Origin of the sequence: Streptomyces sp. NPDC059010 (assembly GCF_042740355.1) — a bacterium.
GTDB lineage: Bacteria > Actinomycetota > Actinomycetes > Streptomycetales > Streptomycetaceae > Streptomyces.
The window spans coordinates 97,885-116,087 of sequence record NZ_JBHYJA010000009.1 but is presented as its reverse complement, the minus strand read 5'-3'; the positions used below and the strand labels follow the sequence as shown (position 1 = coordinate 116,087).

16 protein-coding genes are annotated in these 18,203 nt (G+C 71.9%); 4 read left to right on the top strand and 12 right to left on the bottom strand.

Translation table 11 applies throughout. The features are described from left to right. Positions 1-125: 125 nt before the first annotated feature. From ACFWYS_RS11670 to ACFWYS_RS11655, 4 genes are all read right to left on the bottom strand, one after another. A complete protein-coding gene (locus ACFWYS_RS11670) occupies positions 126-2,648 on the bottom strand; it encodes a SpoIIE family protein phosphatase (RefSeq protein ID WP_384766046.1) in 2,523 nt (840 codons plus the stop codon). A 118-nt stretch (positions 2,649-2,766) separates the two neighbouring features. Continuing rightward, complete coding sequence (locus ACFWYS_RS11665) at positions 2,767-4,233, bottom strand: DHA2 family efflux MFS transporter permease subunit (protein ID WP_384766044.1); 1,467 nt, start codon at positions 4,231-4,233, stop codon at positions 2,767-2,769. Positions 4,234-4,277: 44 nt separating this feature from the next. Continuing rightward, positions 4,278-5,084: an alpha/beta fold hydrolase gene (locus ACFWYS_RS11660; RefSeq protein WP_384766042.1), complete on the bottom strand. Its 807-nt coding sequence runs from the start codon at positions 5,082-5,084 to the stop codon at positions 4,278-4,280. Between the two features lie 172 nt (positions 5,085-5,256). Further along, on the bottom strand, positions 5,257-5,865 hold the full coding sequence (locus ACFWYS_RS11655) for a TetR/AcrR family transcriptional regulator (protein WP_384766040.1): 609 nt from the start codon (positions 5,863-5,865) through the stop codon (positions 5,257-5,259). A 116-nt stretch (positions 5,866-5,981) separates the two neighbouring features. On the opposite strand from ACFWYS_RS11655, the gene ACFWYS_RS11650 reads away from it, so the two are divergent. The 4 genes from ACFWYS_RS11650 to ACFWYS_RS11635 all read left to right on the top strand — a co-directional run bounded on the left by ACFWYS_RS11650 (position 5,982) and on the right by ACFWYS_RS11635 (position 11,351). After that, positions 5,982-6,878, top strand: coding sequence for a class I SAM-dependent methyltransferase (locus ACFWYS_RS11650; protein WP_384766039.1), 897 nt, complete (start codon positions 5,982-5,984; stop codon positions 6,876-6,878). Next, on the top strand, positions 6,875-8,410 hold the full coding sequence (locus tag ACFWYS_RS11645; protein ID WP_384766038.1) for an MmgE/PrpD family protein: 1,536 nt from the start codon (positions 6,875-6,877) through the stop codon (positions 8,408-8,410). The genes ACFWYS_RS11650 and ACFWYS_RS11645 overlap by 4 nt, the downstream gene beginning before the upstream one ends. Before the next feature lie 65 nt (positions 8,411-8,475). After that, positions 8,476-9,852, top strand: a complete 1,377-nt coding sequence (locus ACFWYS_RS11640) for an alpha/beta hydrolase family protein (RefSeq protein WP_384766036.1) — start codon at positions 8,476-8,478, stop codon at positions 9,850-9,852. A gap of 26 nt (positions 9,853-9,878) precedes the next feature. Beyond that, positions 9,879-11,351: a cation:proton antiporter gene (locus ACFWYS_RS11635; protein ID WP_384766034.1), complete on the top strand. Its 1,473-nt coding sequence runs from the start codon at positions 9,879-9,881 to the stop codon at positions 11,349-11,351. On the opposite strand, the gene ACFWYS_RS11630 is transcribed toward ACFWYS_RS11635, so the two are convergent. From ACFWYS_RS11630 to ACFWYS_RS11595, 8 genes are all read right to left on the bottom strand, one after another. Further along, positions 11,321-11,989, bottom strand: coding sequence for an RNA polymerase sigma factor (locus ACFWYS_RS11630; RefSeq protein ID WP_384766032.1), 669 nt, complete (start codon positions 11,987-11,989; stop codon positions 11,321-11,323). The two genes, ACFWYS_RS11635 and ACFWYS_RS11630, sit on opposite strands and share 31 nt — an antisense overlap. Continuing rightward, positions 11,986-12,486: a flavin reductase family protein gene (locus ACFWYS_RS11625; RefSeq protein WP_384766031.1), complete on the bottom strand. Its 501-nt coding sequence runs from the start codon at positions 12,484-12,486 to the stop codon at positions 11,986-11,988. The genes ACFWYS_RS11630 and ACFWYS_RS11625 overlap by 4 nt, the downstream gene beginning before the upstream one ends. After that, positions 12,479-12,958 carry an aromatase/cyclase gene (locus tag ACFWYS_RS11620; protein WP_384766030.1) on the bottom strand — a complete coding sequence of 160 codons (480 nt, stop codon included), beginning with the start codon at positions 12,956-12,958 and terminating at the stop codon, positions 12,479-12,481. Before ACFWYS_RS11620 ends, ACFWYS_RS11625 begins: the two co-directional genes overlap by 8 nt. Before the next feature lie 98 nt (positions 12,959-13,056). Then, positions 13,057-14,346, bottom strand: a complete 1,290-nt coding sequence (locus ACFWYS_RS11615; protein ID WP_384766028.1) for an aspartate aminotransferase family protein — start codon at positions 14,344-14,346, stop codon at positions 13,057-13,059. Beyond that, the gene (locus ACFWYS_RS11610) at positions 14,343-15,395 is read right to left on the bottom strand and encodes an SDR family oxidoreductase (protein ID WP_384766027.1); all 1,053 of its coding nucleotides are present in this window, start codon (positions 15,393-15,395) and stop codon (positions 14,343-14,345) included. The genes ACFWYS_RS11615 and ACFWYS_RS11610 overlap by 4 nt, the downstream gene beginning before the upstream one ends. Positions 15,396-15,453: 58 nt before the next feature. Further along, positions 15,454-16,587 (bottom strand): acyl-CoA dehydrogenase, encoded by a 1,134-nt coding sequence (locus ACFWYS_RS11605; protein WP_384766026.1) that lies wholly within the window; start codon positions 16,585-16,587, stop codon positions 15,454-15,456. Between the two features lie 63 nt (positions 16,588-16,650). Beyond that, positions 16,651-17,655 carry a bifunctional lysylphosphatidylglycerol flippase/synthetase MprF gene (locus ACFWYS_RS11600; protein ID WP_384766024.1) on the bottom strand — a complete coding sequence of 335 codons (1,005 nt, stop codon included), beginning with the start codon at positions 17,653-17,655 and terminating at the stop codon, positions 16,651-16,653. Next, positions 17,639-18,178 carry a hypothetical protein gene (locus ACFWYS_RS11595; RefSeq protein ID WP_384766022.1) on the bottom strand — a complete coding sequence of 180 codons (540 nt, stop codon included), beginning with the start codon at positions 18,176-18,178 and terminating at the stop codon, positions 17,639-17,641. Before ACFWYS_RS11595 ends, ACFWYS_RS11600 begins: the two co-directional genes overlap by 17 nt. Between the last annotated feature and the right edge of the window lie 25 nt (positions 18,179-18,203).

The following is an 18,203-nucleotide window of genomic DNA, read 5'->3' as shown; positions in this document are numbered from 1 at the left end:
CTGGAGGCGGACCTCGTGGCTCCCCGCCTGGGGCACGCCATCGGCGAGGAGCCGGCGGATATGTGGCCCCCCCACATCGCTACGGCCGCCGACAGGGACAGTGCCAGGACCTGGGACCCTTTGGGTTACCTGGGGGCGTACTCGGTGAGCAGGAGGGCGATGTCGTCCGCCCTGTCAGCGGACCCGCGGGCGTTCCGCAGCAGCGCGTCGGCCAGCTCCTCCAGGCGGCCCCCGCCCATGCGGGCCAGTGACGCCCGGAGCCGGTCGACGTCGGAGTCGATGTCCGAGTCACGCCTCTCGATCAGTCCGTCCGTGTACAGGGCCAGGACCGACCCGGGTACGAGGCGCAGCTCCGACTCCGGAAAGTGTGCCGCCGTGTCGATGCCGAGCAGAGGGCCGCCGGGCACATCCAGGACTTCGGCCTGTCCGTCGGGCAGGCGCAGCAGGGGCGGGGGGTGGCCGGCACGGACGATGCGCACGACCCCCGAGTGAGGATGGAGGCGGGCGTAGCAGCAGCTTGCGAGCAGCGTGGGGTCGAGGTCCATGTGGAGCCGGTTGGTGTTGGCGACGACGTCGCTCGGCCGGTGGCCGGCGGTGGCGAAGGCCCGCACCGCGCTGCGCAGCTGGCCCATGGCGGCCGCGGCGGCGACGTTGTGCCCTTCGACGTCCCCGACGATCAGCGCGACCTCGTCGCCGGTGGGGATGACGTCGTACCAGTCGCCGCCGATGTCCATCCCTCGGGTGCCCGGAAGATAGCGCCCGGTGACATCAAGGCCCGGCAGTGTGGGCAGCCGGTGCGGCAGCAGCGCGTTCTGCAGGCCGCGGGCGAGGGCGAATTCGGCGTCGTAGAGCCTGGCGCGTTCCAGGGCCTGGGCGATCAGGCCGCCCAGCGCAGTGAGGACTCCACGCTCCTCGTCGGGAAATCGGTGGACGTCGTCGAAGCCGAGCAGGCAGACGCCGACCGGGCGGTTCGAGGCGATCAAGGGCAGGAACGCCCAGGAGTTGGCCTGACTGACCATGATCCCGGGGTAGGTCTGGAGAAGCTCCTCACGGGACTCGACGAACAGCGGGGCCCCGGAGGTCAGCGCGTCCGTCACGGGCAGCCGGGCATGCAGCGGAGTGCCTTCGAACCGGGCGAGAAAGCGCTTCGAGTAGCCGCGCTGATCGAGCAGACGCAGGCGCCGCTCCTCCACCACGGCGATCGCCAGCTTCTGGCCGCCGAAAGCCGGCAGCAGTTGCTCGGCGACGGCCTCGAACACCTCGTGCGTGGTGACCGCCTCGGTGAGCGCGCTGCCCAGCGTGAGCACCCGGTAGAGGGACCCCACGCGCGGGGCCGCGGGCGGAGACGACCAGGAGACGGGCGGCCCCCCGTCCGCGAGGGTTGCCCCGGGTCCGGTGTCGGCCGGTACGGGCTGTCGCACGGGTGCCGCCCACCCCGTCATGCCCTGAGCGCCCGGGTGGAGGGAGAAGACCAGCCAGGTGGCCGGTGGGCGGCGGACCAGGAAGGAGACCGGTTGCTGGGAGACCAGGGCGGCCCGGTAGCGGTCCTCGTACACGGGATCGGCCAGCCAGGGCAGGACGTCCCAGGGGCGTCGGCCGAGCAGCTCGTCCTGGCGGACCCGCAGCAGACTCTCCAGGCTGTGGTTGGCGTAGGCGAGACGTCCGTCGGGGGAGAGCGCGAAGAAGCCGTCCGCGAGCTGCTCGATCGCCGCCACGGCGGCCATGCGGCTGCCGGAGTCGAGTACGGCGCCGACCAGATGGGCCGAGGCCTCCAGGCCGTCAGGGCTCTCGGGCACCCGGCCCCACAGCTCGACGGTGTGGTGGCCTCCGCGGCCGTCCTGGATGCGCAGGCAGTGTGCCAGTACGTGGCGTTCTTGGACCGCGGCACGGGCGGCGGCCCGGAAGCCGGGCAGATCCGCGGGCTCGATCATGCCCGCCAGGGTGGCCGCCCGTCCGTCGAACTCGCGGGGCGGCATTCCGAAGATCGCGCACAGCTCGTCGTCGGCCGTGAGGGCTCCGGTGTCGAGATTCCAGTCGAACAGGCCCACCCGGATCACCGGGGCGGACGGCAGCGGGACCACCACCGGAGCCGTCCGTTCGTCGTACTCACCGAGCGCGCCGCGGGCCCGCAGTCCGGCGAGGGTGGTGCCCAGCCGGTCGGCGGCGGAGCGCAGCTGCCGGCGCTGCGCCCTCGACAGCCCTGTCCCGTCCGGCCTGGCCGTCCACACCACGGCCATGGCGCCGAAGGTCCGCTCGCCCGCCCGTACGGGGACCGATGCGGAGCCGAACGGGTAGGGCAGGGCGACCGAGAGCTGCGGGAAGCGCCGCATCGTCTCCTCCGCGCCGGCCAGATGGACCATGCGCCCGGAGCGGTACGCCTCCGCCACTGGCAGACCGCTGTTCACCGGGATCCGGCGCCACCCGCTGAGCAGGGAGGGCGGCGACCCGCACGACGCGGCCACCACGAGCGAGCGGCGGTCGCCGGAGAGCAGGAACACGCTCCCGGTATGCGCTCCGGTCAGCTCCACGGCACCGACGATGGCGCTGACCAGCGCGTCGTCGCGCTCGGGTGCTTCGCCGGCACTTGCGGCGCCGAACGGGTACAAGTTCGATGCCACACCGTTGGCCGACACGTTGCCCTCGATCATCGATGGATAATTCGTTCCATTTTAGGACGGTCTATGGCTCCCCGTGGACAGGTGCCGGGCCGGGAAGGCCGTCCAGCACCCACGGGCCGGTGGGGCTCGCCTCCCAGAAAGGTGCGGTTCACTTTTCTTGCGGGATCCTGACCTCGGGGCCGACGGCGGTCGCCGACCACCGGCTCACCCCACCGTCCGCGGGCTCGCGGCGCAGCAGGGCGAGGCCGGACAGGGCCGCGACGGCTGCCGCGATGGCGCTGAAGAGGAAGATCTCGCGGAATCCGAGCGGTCCCGCGATACCCCGTTCGGCGAGAATCACCGCGGCCGCCGCCACGCCGAGCGCGCCGCCCAGCTGACGGGCCGTGGTGTTGAGGCCGATGCCCGTGGCGAACTTCTCGCCGGGCACGGACATCGCGGCGGCCGTCGACAGTCCGGTCATCGCGGCACCCAGGGCCGCGCCGCCGAGCGCACCGGCCGGCAGCCAGACCTCCAGGAACTCGCGCTCCGCCCCGACGCCGAGATACATCCACACCCCGGTGACGGTGAACATCAGCATGCCGACCGGGACCGCCGCGCGCTGCCCGGCCGGGGACAGCCGTTTGCCCACGACGATCGCGGCGGCCGCGGAGGTGACCGCGCCCGGTGTCACCGCGAGCCCGGCCTTGAGGACCGAGTAGTTCCAGACGGCGGCGCAGAACAGCGGACCGCTCAGCAGCCAGGCGAACATCCCGATGCCCGCCAGCAGCGAGGTGAGGTTGGCCGCGGCGAACGTGTGGTTCTGCCATAGCCCGATCTCCACCGCGGGCGCCGGATGCCGTCGGGAGCGGTACAGCCCGTATGCCGTCAGCACAACCCCGCCGAGCAGCGCGGAGATTGTCCAGCCGCTGGTCCAGCCCCATTCGGCGCCTTCCGTGAGGCCGGCCACGAAGCTGCCGATGCCGAGCGTGACCACCAGCGTGCCGATCAGGTCGGGCAGTTGGCGGCCGGTCGGGCGGTCCACCGGCAGACTGCGCAGACCGCCGACGAGGAGCAGCAGGCCGAGCGGGACGTTGATCAGGAACACCGCACGCCAGCTGTCGACCTCCACCAGCACACCGCCCAGCGTCGGACCGGCAGCCGCGGCCGCGGACGCGGCGGCGCCCCACACCCCTACGGCGACGGTGCGCTTCTCCGGCGGCGTCTCATGCAGGACCAGGCCCAGCGCGGCGGGGATCATGCCGGCGGCGGCGCCGCCCTGCACAGCCCGGGCCGCGACGAGTGCCTCGATGTTCGGTGCGAGCGCGTTGGCCGCCGAAGCCGCCGTGAACAGCAGCAGCGAGACGAGGAACACCCGTTTGCGGCCGACTACGTCGGCGAGTCGGCCCGCCGGGGTGAGAAGCGCGGCGAGGACGACGGCGTATGAGCTGACCACCCAGGACAGGGTGGCGACGGAGGTTTCGGGGAAGCTGGTGCGCAGTGCGGGGAACGCCACGTTGACCACCGTGGTGTCCAGGAACGCGAGGAAGGTCGCGCCGCACGTCAGCAGGAGCACCATGCCCGGCTTCGGTGCGACGGAGCGGGCAGCGGGGCAGTCGGCCCCACGTGTCTCTTTCACCGGAGCGTCCTTTCACTGGCGGTCGTCGGGGTCATTGAGCGGTTTCAACGCGCGCTGACGTCGTGGCCGGGGGCGGCGGGAGACGGGGTGGGGGCATCGGCGGGGGCGGTGATGAAGGACACCGCCTCCCGTACCACCTCGGGGGCGCTCAGGATGCGCCGGTGGCCGAAGCCGGAGGTGAGCAACACCCGGGCGTCCGGCCAGGCGGCGGCGATGTCCTCGCTGTCCGAAGGATGCGTCTCCTTGTCCTGGCGGTCGTGAACGAGCAGCAGTGGAGGGGGCGGAGCGGACATGCGCCCGGCCATCGACGGCACGTCGAAGTAGGCCAGGTCCATCGAGACCCGCTGTTCGATCCGCTGCACCATCCGGGTGCGGATGCGTTCGCCGAAGCCGACACGGCGGGCGAACTCGCGGGTGTAGGGCCGGATGTCGGCCATGGGGCCGATGAACACCAGCCGCTGCGCGGAGAGTTGCTCCCGGAGCAGGGCGACGGACGTGGCCATGCACCCGATCGAGTGGGCCACCACGGCATGGGCGGGACCGACCGCGTCGGAGAGCGCGGCGAGCACGTCGGCGAACTCCAGGATCGTGCTGCGCCCGGGGCCCGCCGCACCCGAACCGGAGTCGCCGTGGCTGGTGGCGTCGATGGCGATCACGCTGTGGCCGGCGGCTACCAACGGGTCCACGAAGGCCCCGAGGTGGGACCGGCGCCCTCCCCAGCCGTGCATCAGGTACACGACGGGCCCCTCGCCGAAGTGCTCTCCGACCAACCGGCAGCCCTGGAGTCGCAGTTCGAGGGAACGGCCCGGGGCCGCCGGGGTGATGTCCGCGCGAGCGCCACCGGCCGGCACGGTGAACCACAGTCGTTCGGCCCAGCGTCCGCCGAGCCCGGGGGCCGTGTGTTCGAGCGTCCTGAACGCTGTGCTGATCGCGGCAAAGGTTGCCCTGTGACCAGCACGAACGATCGTGCTTTTTTGTGACGCCACTTTCGATCCCACCCCTTGTTCCGTTCGTCGGGTTCTTTCAGTTCCTCGCGTTCTGCTGCGGGTCGCGGGCCGCGTCGAGCAGCACCTCGAATGCCCTGCGGGCACGCGCCTCGGCCTGCGGGTCCCGCAGCAGCCGGTTCGCGTGGTGGTAGCCGAGCATCACGCCGTACAGGTCCTGGGCGAACTGGTCGGGGTCGGCGTCCGGGCGGAACGGCCCGTCGGCCACGCCCGTGCGGAAGACCTGGGCGATCACGTCCATCCAGTCCCGCTGGTTGCGGACGAGTCGGTCGCGCACCGGTCCGGGCTGGTCGTCGAACTCGGTCCCGGCGGCGACGAACAGGCAGCCGCCGGGCAGCGCGTCCGACGCCCAGCGCAGCCACCCGTCGAACAGCTCCCGCAGCCTCGGCTCGCCCCGCGGGGTGTCGAGGGCGGGCAGGATCACGCCGTCGACGAACTTCCCGGTGGCATGCTCCAGAACCTGCAGCTGGAGTGATTCCTTGGAGCGGAAATGCGCGAAGAGGCCGCTCTTGGACAGCTGGGTCCGGGCGGCCAGCGAGCCGATGGTCACCCCGCCGAGTCCCACCATGCTGGCGATGCGCGTCGCCTCGTCCAGGATGGCCTGCTTCGTGTCCGCGCCCTTGCTCATGAAAAATTTCTAGCACGATCGTGCTGTACCGGCAATCGCCTGGAACTGATGTGAGGGTCGCGCCGCGGCAACGGCGTAACCCTCCTGACAGCCCCGACACTCGAAAGGCGGGCCCCATGGCCGAACGGCGGGCGAAACGGCTGAGTTCCGGGCAGCCGAGCGCCACAGCGGAGATCAACGCCCAGATGCGGGCCGCGGACGCGACGCTGAGTCCCGGCCATCGGCTCGTGGGCGACTCGTACGCCCGGTACTTCGTCAGCAACCCCCGGTACCGGCTGCTGCGGCTCACCCCCAAGGTCGCACTGGCCGGGCTGGTCGGCTTCGACCGTCTCTTCGGCGGGATGCTGGCCGAGATCCTGCTGCGCGGGAGGTACGTCGACGAGGTGCTGGCCGACCGGTACTTCCGGGCGAACATACGCCAGACCGTGCTGATCGGCGCTGGCTACGACGCCACGGCGCTGCGCCACCCGGTCCTGCGCGACATGCGCTGGTTCGAGGTCGACCACCCGGCGACCCAGCAGGCCAAGCGCGCGGCACTGGAACGGATCGGGATCAAGGCGGACAACATCGTGTTCGCCGCCGCGGACCTCGGCCGGGACCCGCTGCTCGACCGGCTGAAGGAGACCGGCTTCGACATCGCGGAGCCCAGCCTGGTCACCTGGCTCGGTGTGTCGTACTACCTCGGCGACGAGGTCTTCCGGCGCGCACTCGCGGACATCGCGGAGGTCTGCGCACCCGGCAGCACCCTCGTCTTCGACTACATGGACGCCTCGGTGATCAACGGCACCACTCACTTCCAGGGCGCCCGCCGAGCAGCGCGCTCGGTACAGCGGCGCGGGGAGCCGTACGTCCTGGGCATGAGCGAGGAGGAGGCGTTCCAGGCGGCCGAGGAGGCCGGGTTCGAGCGGGTGGAGGCGTTGCGCGTCACCGAACTGGTGGGGCGCTATGGCGGCCGTCGGCCCTACTGCCGTCCCGACGACTACATGGGCGTGGTCATCGTCCGGCGCCGATGACGCTTCTTGAGGAACTCGCAGACTGGGCGAGCCGGTTGACTCTCGACCAGGTCCCGGACCGGGTCGTGCGGACGGCCCGCAGCCAGGTGCTGTCCCAACTGGCCGCCGTACGGGCCGGGTTGGGCCATCCGCTCGGCGACGCGGTCATGTCGGCGTTCGGGCCGCCGCTGCAGTCCGAGGCCAGGCAGTCCGCGTGTGTGCTGGCCGGTCTGTCCTCGTGGCTGCAGATGGACGACACGGCGTACGCGGGCCACCTGTCCAACTCGACGGTCAACGTGCCGCTGGCCTACGCGCTGGCGACCGGCGCCGACGGGCGGGCACTGCTCACCGCGGTGATCGCGGCGAACGAGTGCGCGGCCCGGCTCACCGCCGCCGCGACCCTGGGCCCGTTCCGCGGGCAGAGCGCCACCCATACCCACCTCGCGGGTGCCGTGGCAGGCCGGTTCCATCTGACCGGGGCGGACCGGCAACTCTGGGTGGATGCCTGGGCGCTCGCCTTCGGCATGCCGCCGCGGGTGATCGCGCCCGCCTTCCTGGCCAGCGACACCAAGGTGTTCAACGCGTTCACCCCGGTCCGGGCGGCGCTCGACGCGTGCGACGCGGCCCAGGCCGGACTCGGCGGCGCCGCCGATGTTTTAGAGCACCCGGACGGCTTCCTGGCCCGGTTCGCCTCGGTACCGCTGCCCGAGGTGGTGACCTCGGGTCTGGGCAGGACCTGGCACACCGACACGCTCTCCTTCAAGGTCCGCCCCGGCGGCCCCGGCGTGGACTCCGCGGTGGACTGCGCGGCCGAACTCGCCCGCGAACTCGGCCCGTTACGGCCCGAGGACATCGAGGAGGTCGTCGTCCACACATCCTGGTACTCGGCCTACGTCGACCAGCGCACCCGCGCCCTGGTGGACGGGCCCGGCACCCCGGTGAGCGTGCTGGTGGTTTCGCTCCCCTACACGCTGGCCACCACTCTGCTCACCGGCGGACTGCTCCCGGCGGACTTCGCCGGCGACCGGCTGGCCGACCCCGGAAGATGGGAGCTGGCGGAGCGGGTGCGCGTGCTGCACGACGCGCGGATGACCCGGGACTCCTTCCGCTCCGAGGTCCCCTTCGGCGCCGCGCTGCGGCTGGCCGGACCGCGAGCCGCCCATTGGGAGTTCGGCAGGCCGGGACAGGACCTCGCCTCGTTCGGCCTCGCCGACCTGCTCGAAGGGCTCGGCCCGCCGCCCGAGTCCTTCGCCGAGGCGACCAAGGTCACCGGTGCCCGGGTCGCCGTACGCCTGCGGGACGGCCGGACGGCGACCCGGCAGCGGGACATCCCGCTGGGAGCCGCCGGGCCGCACACCCGTGCCCACCACGCGGCGCTGGTCCGCGAGAAGTTCCTGAGCACGGCGGGCCTGCCCGAGGTCGCCGACGGCCTCGCCGAGGTGGACCGGCTGCCGGCGGACCTGCTCGCCCGGCTCGTCGAAGCGGCCCTGCGTCCGCCCTTCGCCATCGCCCCCGACCGCCACCGACGGGCGGGCGCACAACCAGTTCAGTGAGCCACGACCAGTCGGGACGAGATACGGCAAGTCGCCACCAGTTACGAAGGATTCCAGGAGGAACCATGCCAACTCCTCACCTAGAACCCCAGGTCCACACCGGAACGCTCGACGGCGCGGAGTACCGGGTCGAGATGCCCGCGCAGTGGAACGGCACCCTGCTGCTGTACAGCCACCACTACCGGCAGCCCGGCCTGCCCTGCCCCGCGCTGGCGGTGCCCTCGGACGACGAGCTCGGGCCGCGGCTCGACGGTGGCGCGCTCCGGGGGCTGCTGCACGAGCGCGGCTACGCCCTCGCGGGCACTGCCAGGACCACGGGCTGGATGATGGAGGACACCCTCCGCGACCAGGTACTCCTGCACGACTGGTTCATGGCCGACGTCGGCCGGCCGGAGCGTACCTACGTGTGGGGCGCCTCGCCCGGCGGCCTCGCCTCCATCACCCTCGCCCAGCTGCACCCGCGACGCTTCGACGGCGCGCTGTCGCTGAGCGCCGACGCCAGCGGCGTCATCAACCAGATGCTGCTGCGTCTCGACATGGGCCACGTCGTCAACACCCTGCTCGCCCCCGAGCACGACCTCGAACTGGGCCTGATCAGCGACCCGCAGGGCAACTTCGACAAGGCCAACGCGATCATCGCCGGTGCCGCCCGGGGCGACGCCCTGTCCAGGGCCCGGCTCATCCTCTCGGGGGCGGTCGCGAGCATCGAGCCGCTGGTGGACGGACACACCGACCGGCCCGTCACCGATCCCGAGAAGGCCGCCGAGCAACTGGTCTGGGTGCTGATCATGGCCCACAGCTCCATCCTGTTCGGGCCCGCCCGCAAGGAGATGGAGGAGCGGGCCGGCGGCAACCCGATCTGGAACGACGACGTCGACTACCGCGCGCTCTACGCCCGTACAACGCCCGCCCTGCGGGAGCTGACCGAGCACGCCTACCGCGAGGCCGGTGCCGACCTCGACGCCGACCTGGCCGCGCTCGACGCAGCGCCGCGCGTCTCGGCCGACATCCCGGCACGCAACTACCTGGTGCGTACCGCCGGGTTCCCAGGGCTCACCCCGGTGCCCGTGGTCACCGTGCACAACACCCTCGACGGTCCCACTCCGGTGGGGCACGAGCGCTCCCTCGCCGACCGGGTTGCCCTGGTCGGGGACCCGGGCAACCTGCGGCAGCTGTTCGTCGACCGCGGCTTCACCTGCGGCCTCAGCCCGGCGGAGATCATGACGGCGCTGGACGTGCTGGAGCACCGGGTGGCCACGGGCGAGTGGGGCGACACCACGGCGGAGACGCTCAACGCGGCGGCCGGCAAGTACTCCGACGCCCACCGGCGGGTCTACAACTTCTGGATCCCGCAGGAGCGCGAGGACGAGCGATACGCCCCGCTGGCCCCGGCGTTCACGGAGTTCACTCCGCTGCCGCTGCCGAGGTCGTACCCGTTCTGATCCGTTCCAGGACCCAAGGGGACAAGGTGCCCAGGACCTCACCGGCGTCGCCGGCCTCCTCGCTCCTGGAGCGGATCCGCACGCATCGCGGCCGGCGTACGGCCGTCGTGTACGCCGGTCTGGTCCTGGTCCCCGCGACGCTCGCGGTGGTGCTCCTGAGCACGGCCGCGCCAGACCGGGCCGCCGCTCGGCCGGACGCGGCGGCCGCGAGCACCCTGCCCCGGCTGCTGCTCGCGATCGTGGCGGCGTGCAAGCCGGCCGGCTTGCTCGCGGGGCGAGTCGGCCAGGCGCCGGTGATCGGCGAGATGGCCGCGGGTGTCGTCCTCGGCCCGTCGGTGCTCGGCGCGCTGTGGCCGAACGGGCTGCGCCGGCTGGTCCCGCCGGGTGTGCTGTCGCAGCTGGACGTGCTCGCCCAACTCGGTGTGGTGCTGTTCGTGTTCCTCGCCGGGCTGGAGGTGAACACCCGGCTGCTGCGGGGCAAGGGGCATGTGGCGGTCGTGGTCAGTCATGTGGGCATCGCGCTGCCGTTCCTGCTCGGTGTGGTGCTGGCGCTGCGGGCCCATGAAAGGCTCGCGCCGGAACAGAGCGGGTTCCTGCCCTTCGCGCTGTTCCTCGGTGTGGCGATGAGTGTCACCGCGCTGCCGGTGATGGCCCGGATCCTGCTGGAGACCGGGCTGTACCGCACCGAGCTCGGCACCCTCGCGCTGACCTGCGCGGTGGTCGACGACGTGACGGCGTGGACCCTGCTGGCCCTGGTCGTCGCGCTGGTGACCGGCGGCAGCGCGGCCGCGGTCCTGGTCACCGCGGCGCTGACCGTGGGCTTCACCGCGGTGCTCTTCCTGGTCGTCCGGCCGCTGCTGATCCGTGCCGAGTCCACGCTGGCCGTGCGCCATCCCGACCACGCGGTGGCGCTGGCGCTGGTCGGGCTGCTGGGGTGCGCGGCGCTGACCGAGCGGATCGGGGTGCACGCCGTGTTCGGCGCGTTCATGTTCGGCCTGGTCGTCCCCGCCGACTCGCGATGGGTGGCCGCCCTGCGCGGACGGCTGGGCGGGCTGACCATGATCCTGCTGGTTCCGCTGTTCTTCGCGGTCAGCGGGCTGCGCACAGAGATCGGGCTGCTCGGCGCCGACCCGGTGGCGTGGCTGTGGTGCGGGCTGGTGCTGGTGGCCGGGGTGCTCGGCAAGTTCGCGGGCTCCGCGGCGGCGGCACGGGCGGTCGGCACCGGCTGGCGCCGGTCGGGCCAGATCGGCGCACTGATGAACTGCCGGGGCATGACCGAGCTGATCGTGCTGAACGTCGGGCTGAACCTCGGTGTGCTCAGCCCGACGCTCTTCACCATGCTGGTCATCATGGCGTTCGTGTCGACCGCGCTGACGACCCCTGTCGTCTCCCGGCTGCGCGGCCCCGACGATGCCGACGACGGCACCCCGGGCCCCGGAGCGCTCGGGGCGGCGGAGCCGGAGGCCGCTCAGGAGGTCTCGGCCAAGGAGTCGTCGTAGAGCGCGCGCAGCCTCGCCCGGCCGCGGGTGAAGGCGCTCTCCGCGGCCTTGCGGGAGATCTTCAGCCGGCGGGCGGCCTCCGCGGTGCTCATCCCGTTCGCGCGGGCCAGCAGCACCTCGCGCTCCCGGCCCGCGAGCTGATGCACCTCGTCCAGCAGCCACAGCCCGACCGCACTGTCGCACGCCGTGTCCTCCGGGCCGGGGATGGGTTCGGTGAACGACAGCCGCAGCTGCAGCCGACGGCGGCGGTCGGCGTCCCGGTAGTGGTCGACGCAGAGCCTGAGCGCTGTCGCGGTGAGGAATCCGCCGACGTACTGCGTGTTCAGAGTGGGGAAGGCGGCGGCCCGCAGCAGGGTCTCCTGGACGCAGTCCTCGACGTCGTGCCGATCGCGCAGCCTGCTCCGGACGAGCCCCATCAGCCGTTCGCGGTGCGGCAGCAGCAACTCCCAGCGGTCGTGCCCGCCGACGGGCGTGACCCGGTCGCCCGGTACGGCCGGCTCCGCCCCCTCGTCCGGAGGCTCCGGTGAGGCCCCGGACGGAGGAGCCGGGGTGGCAGGCACGGCCGTCGTACCGGACCTGGACATGGACGTAGTGGTGGGCACGGTCATGGTGGTGGGCCGGGTTGCCGTGGCAGTCATGACGCGGGGCGCTCCAATCCCCAGAACTCTCCGGAGTGCCACAGCAGCGGGCGCCCGGTGCCCACGGCGGCCTCGATCATCCGGCCGATGACCAGCTGGTGGTCCCCGTAGCGCCGGATGTCCTCGACCACGCACACGGTCCGGGCGAGGGAGGACGGCAGGATCGGCACGCCGAGGACCTCGTCGGGGTGCTGTCTGTCCGTCGCGTGTCCCGGCGGCCAGGGGTGGCGGGCGAACGCCGTGGCGTCCCCCCGGCGGCTCTCGTGCAGCAGGTGCAGGGCGAACAGGCCCTGCTCGCGAAGGACCGCCAGGGTGCGTGACCCGGTCGCCAGACTCACGAGGAGCAGCGGCGGGTCCAGCGAGACCGAGGTGACGGTGGAGACGGTGCTCCCTACGGGGCCGTCCGGGCCCCGCGTGGTGACCACCGCGACTCCACCGGCGAGCCTTCGGTAGAAGTCCAGGCACAGAGAGGGTTCGAGGGCTGCGGTTTCAGACACTGCGCCCCCTCCCGTCCGGTGCCCGGCCGCCTGCGACGGCGTCATCGGCCACCTGGATCGCGCCGAGCAGGCCGCCGAGGATGCGCAGGATGTTGTCGCGCAGTGCGGCGTCGGCCACCGGGTCGAGCAGGTCGGCGAGCGAGGGGATGCCGAGGTCGAACGAGGCCTCGAAGGTGACCCGGCAGCTGTCCTGCCGGTCCGCCTCCGTGATCCGCCAGACGCCCTCGAAGACGGCGAAGTCGCCCTTGAGCTGAGTGAAAGTGATGGTCCTGGCCACCGGATCGCATACGTCGCGTTCGGTCCAGGTGAGCAGGCCGTTGCGGAAGAAGACGGTCCAGGTCGAGACGACGCCGCCGTCGGCATCGGGCTCGTCGACCGTCACCTCTTTCACGGCGTCGGTGAGTTCGGGGTAGCGGGCGAAGTCGCTGATCAACTGGTAGGCCCGGGCGGGAGTGGCCGTGGGTGTACTCACGTGGAGGGTGACATGACGCACTGTTGGTGGCTCCTCGGAGAGGTCTGAAGTCGTAGGGAGGCGGCGAAAAGCAGGGCGAGGTACGGACGGCGGTGCGCTCAGGCCGCGGCCGAAGCGACCGGACCGATGCGCCGTCTGACGGCTCGCAGCGCGCCGTCGAGCACGGTCAGGAACCGTTCCGCCTCGCTGTCGGGGACGATGGCGGGCGGGGTGAGCCGCAGCACCGCGCCCGCGTTGAGCGAGTGGTTGACGATGACCCCCCGTTCCAGCAGCTCCAGGGCGAGTTCGCCGGTGGCCCGCTGGTGGCGCATCTCCAGACCGATCAGCAGCCCGCGCCCGCGAACCTCGCCGACCAGGTCGCCGTACTCCTTCGCGCACACCTCGCGCACCCCGTCCAGCAGCCACTCGCCGAGCGCGTGTGCCCGGGCGGGGACGTCCTGCTCGCGCAGGACGTCCACCGTGGCGAGCGCGGCGGCGCAGGCCAGCGGCGAGCCGCCGAAGGTGGAGGAGTGCAGGAAGGGGTCGCGGCTGAACGGCTCGTACACCTCGTCCCGGCACACCACGGCCGCGACCGGTACGACACCGCCGCTGAGCCCTTTGCCGACCAGCAGCATGTCGGGCACGACGCCCTCCCGCTCGATGCCCCACCAGGCACCGAGCCGGCCGAGTCCGGTCTGGATCTCGTCGACGACGAGGAGCGCCCCGTGTGCGAAGCAGGCGTCCGCGACGGCGCGCAGATACCCGTCCTGCGGGATCACCACGCCGCCCTCGCCGAGCACCGGCTCCAGCACCACGCAGACCCGCTCCCCGTACCGGTCGAGCGCCTCGCGTACGGCGCTCTCGTCGCCGTACGGCACGTGCAGTACGGCGGGCAGCAGAGGACGGAACGGGTCCTGGTACATCGGGTTGGCGGTGACGCTGAGTGCGCCGAGCGTCTTTCCGTGAAAGCCGCCTCGGGCCGAGACCAGGACGTCCTTGCCGTGGTGGCGGGCGAGTTTGAGGGCCGTCTCGGTCGCCTCCGCGCCGGAGTTGACGAAGTGCACCCGGTCAAGACCCGCCGGGGTCACCCCGGCGAGGGCTTCCGCGGCGAGCGCGACGACGGGCTCCAGGAAGACCCTGGTGGCCAGCGGGTGGGTGTCGAGCTGGGCGCGGACCGCGGCGGTGATCGCGGGGTGGCGATGGCCGAGGATGAACACGCCGTACCCGCCGAAGTCCAGATAGCGGCGGCCGTCCGCGGCGGTCACCCAGGCGCCCTCGGAGGCGACTTCGACGGTCCCGCCGAGCAGCCGGCCCAGGACGGCCCGACCGTCGGCGAGATGTCGTTCGTAGCGGGCGATGATGTCCGAGGGCCGGTGCGCGGCACTGCTTTCCTGGGGGCGGGGACTCATGACGCCACCGCCTGCCGGGTTTCCTCGGTGAGGCCGTTGGCCTCCGCCCAGTACAGGTTGTGCTGGGTGAACGCCTTGTCGAGCGTCTCGCGGGTGGCCGCGTGAGCGAGCCCGAGCCGCCCCAGGTCGGACGGGAAGGGCTCGGCGTCCTGGAAGAACAGCATCATCTGGGCGAAGGCGCGGAACCGCTTGCGCAGCCCGGGCGGCATCACATCCTCCAGGAGCGGCAGCAGCAGCCGGTCCAGCGCCTCCAACGGGACCATCCGCGGCGGGTGGACGTCCAGGCCGAGCCACTCGGCGACGGCGAGGGTGTTGTCGACCACCTCGGTGAGCAGCAGCGCTTCCCGGCCCGCCGTCAGCCAGTAGTCGCCTTCCCGCACGCCCCCGTCGAGCAGACGTCGTACGGCCGTGGTGACCAGGTCCTGGGGGACGAAGTCGATGTGCGAGCCGGCGTCGGCGGGGACCACCGGCAGCGCGTTGCGCAGGATGGCGCCCGACATCATGTGGATGCCCTGGAACGCGGCGATGTGACCGTCGCGCGAGTCGCCCACGACGACCGAGGGCCGCAGGATCACCGAGGGGATGCCGCTGTCGCGCACCATGTGTTCGGCCTCCGCCTTGGAGGCGACGTAGGCTGCGGGGCCGCTTTCGGCGCTTGCGCACTCCTCCGCCCGCGCCACGAACGCCGTACTCATGTGGTACAGCGGTGCTTCGGCCCGTTCGGCGAAGGCCAGCACGTTGCGGGCGCCGCCGATGTTGACGGCGGTGACCTCCCCGGTATCGGCGGTCCACTTGGTGGTGGCGCCGTTGTTGAGGACGATGTCGACCCGGTCGGTCAGCAGACGCAGGTCCGACGCGGCCATTCCGAGGTCCGGCCGGGAGAGGTCGCCGGCCACTTCGCGCACCCGAGGGTCGTCCAGCGGAGTGCGGTGGCGTAGGCAGATGAGGTCGTAATCATGGGCCAGTTCGTCTATCAGGGCGCGGCCCATGACACCGCTCGCGCCCGTGACCAGGATCGTGGCCCGGTCCTGGGTCTTGCCGTGCTTCATTGTCTTGCCCCCGTTGAATGATCGAGTGTGCGCGGGTCACCGGTTCCCGGTGACCCGGTCAATGGATGACGAGCGGTCCGTCCTCCAGGTAGTTCGCAAGGTCCTCGGCAGCTCTGGGGCGCGAGGGCGGATGGAAGCCGAGTCCGTGGACGGCCGCCGCGAGGTAGCCGACGTCGTCGCCGACGACGAACGCCATGCCACCGAGCAGTTCCACGGCGCGCGGCACTGTCCGGGCGATGGCGTCCTGGGCGGCGTACCGGGCGAACAGGCACTCGGCGAGCAGTTCCTCCTCGGCCTGGTGCTCCGGTACCTGCCGGGCCACGTTCTCCAGACCGCCCATGGCCGCCTCCAGCGTGGCGACCAGCGCGACCCGGTCGGCCGCCGGGACCGCGGGGCGCCGCAGCACCCGCTCCACCAGGGCGCTCGCCGCGCCCAGATAGCTCGCGCCCATGAGCAGCTCGAACCAGACGAACCCGGCGGTCTGGAGCTCGTCCAGCGCCTTCCCGACGGGCGTCTCGGTGCGTACGACGAGATCCTCCGGAACCAGGACGCCATCCAGCGTGATCTGGTCGCTCTCCGCCCCTGCCAGGACGAAGCTGCCCCAGAACGGGCTGACGTGGAGCCCTTTGCTGTCCGCGGGGATCAACGCCACGGCCAGTTGCTCGCCGCCCCCGTCGAGGCGGGGCACCCGTACGCTCGCGGTGAGCAGGTCCATGGAGTGGGCGAGGCTGCACGGGCGTTTGACACCGCTGATGCGTACTCCCGCGGGTTCCACCTCGGCGGTCATGGTGGGCTGGAGGATCCCGGCACCGGAGCGGCCCTCGGCGAAGCCCGAGGCGAGCAGCTGCCCGGTGGTCGCGATGCCCTCCATGAGCATCCACTCCAGACCGTCGCCGGTCTCGCTCAGCACCACCAGGCTCGCCATGGAGAAGTGGTGCATGGTGGTGGCGACGGCGAGCGAGGGTGAGCGGGCGCCGATGGCCCGCTGGACCCGGACCGCCTCCACCGCGGTCGCGCCGACGCCTTTGTGCCGGGTGGGCACCAGGAGGCCGGGGCCACCAGCCGTGCGGAACTCCTGGATGCCCGGAGTGCCCGGCCGTTCGAGGTCGAGCAGCGGATGGCCGGCCAGGGCCTGGTCGAGCCCCGGCAGCAGGTTGTCGATGGTGCTCCGTTCGCGTGCCAAGAAGCGCATACGCGCCTGGCCCCCGTTTCTGTGTCTGCTCTGCATGCCCGCGCGGTCGGCGCGGGGGTGAGGTCACACGGCGTTCGCCGTCCGCATCAGCTGCCAGACCGCGCCCGGACCGGGGCGCCCCTGGAAGGCGATGTACTCGGGCAGCACCGTGTGCGGTCCCCACTTCTCCTTGTAGGCAAGCTGGGTCGCCGCCGGATAGACGGCCTCGCCGTGGGCGGCGAGGAAGCCGACGAGCCGTCGTACGAGCGGGCTCGATCCCGGTGTCTCGCATTGCTCGTCGAGGCCGGTGAAGGGGGTGAAGCCGAGGTGCAGCCATGCCGCCCCTTCCTCCGTGAACCGCTCGATGGCGGTGACGTTGATCGTCTCCATCACCCCCGGCGGCACCTCGGGACGGCGGCGGGTCAGATCGTGCAACCAGCCCGGTCGGCTGCCGTGCACGGGCACGTACGTGATGTACGCGACGGGCGTGCCGTCGAGCCGGCCGAGGAAGAGCCGACGCCGCGCGTCCCCCGCGCCGCCGCGCTCCCCGACGAGGAAGTTCAGCTCCTTGGTGTGCCGGCCCTTGGCGCGCAGCCACTGTGCGTCTATGGAGTCCAACTCCCGTGCCCACCGGGCCGGTTCGGCCTCCTCCACCACGAGTCCGCTGCGCCGGGCCCGGGAGATCTTGTTCCGCAGCTTGACGAAGCGGGAGCCACGCAGGGTGAACCGTTTGAGGTCGATCGCGTACGACGCGCCGATCTGGTTGACCGTGAAGCCTCGACCGGCATAGATGTCCGCGTCGGCGCGCTGGAGTTGGACCGCGAGTATCCGTTTGCGCCGCTCGGCCGCGAAGTCGGTGAACCGGGCGAGCAGCGCCTCGTAGTCGGCGTCCGGGGCCAGCGGGCCGGCGAACTGCACGAGATGCCGCCCGGCGGTGCGGTAGACCACCGCGCCGCGCAGCCCCGGCGCCGTGAAGACGTCGTTGCCCGTGTTCAGCGCGAGGAAGCCACTGGGGTTGTCGCTGTACTCCAGCGCGTCGAGGACATCGGAAACTTCGGGTGCCTCGGGGACTTCAGGAGTCGACGGCATGCGTCGCCCTCCCTCCGGTCCGCTCCACCTGGTGCGCGCTCGCGCTCGCGGTCGCGACCGTTTCCGGGGCGTCGGGGTCCTCGGCATGCGCGTAGCTGTGCTCGAAGTCGGCGAAGGCGGGATGGGTGGCCGGCTCGAACGGGATGCCGAACGGCTTCAGGGAGTTGCCGAACAGCCCCCGGTCACCCATCAGATGGATCGGGATCGCGAGCAGAGCCCACTCGGGCTCCACCAGCACAGCCCACAACCCCGCCATGACCGCTCCGGTGACCAGGCTGTGCATGGTGTTGTAGGCGACGTAGTAGCCCTTCGGGATACGGCCGTCGGCGCTGCGGCGGAAACGTATCGCCCCGGGGATGTAGCCGACGAGGTCGATGACGGCGAAGGAGCCCACAAAGACCGGCCAGCGGATGTCCTCCAGGTGGGCCAGGGCCAGGGCCACCGAAACGCCCAGCGCGACCAGCCATTCCGCCCGGTGCAGCGCGTACGTCGTCCTCGTCTCGAAATGGTTGCGACTGTCCACGTCCTCGTGTACCCCCGTGTCGCGG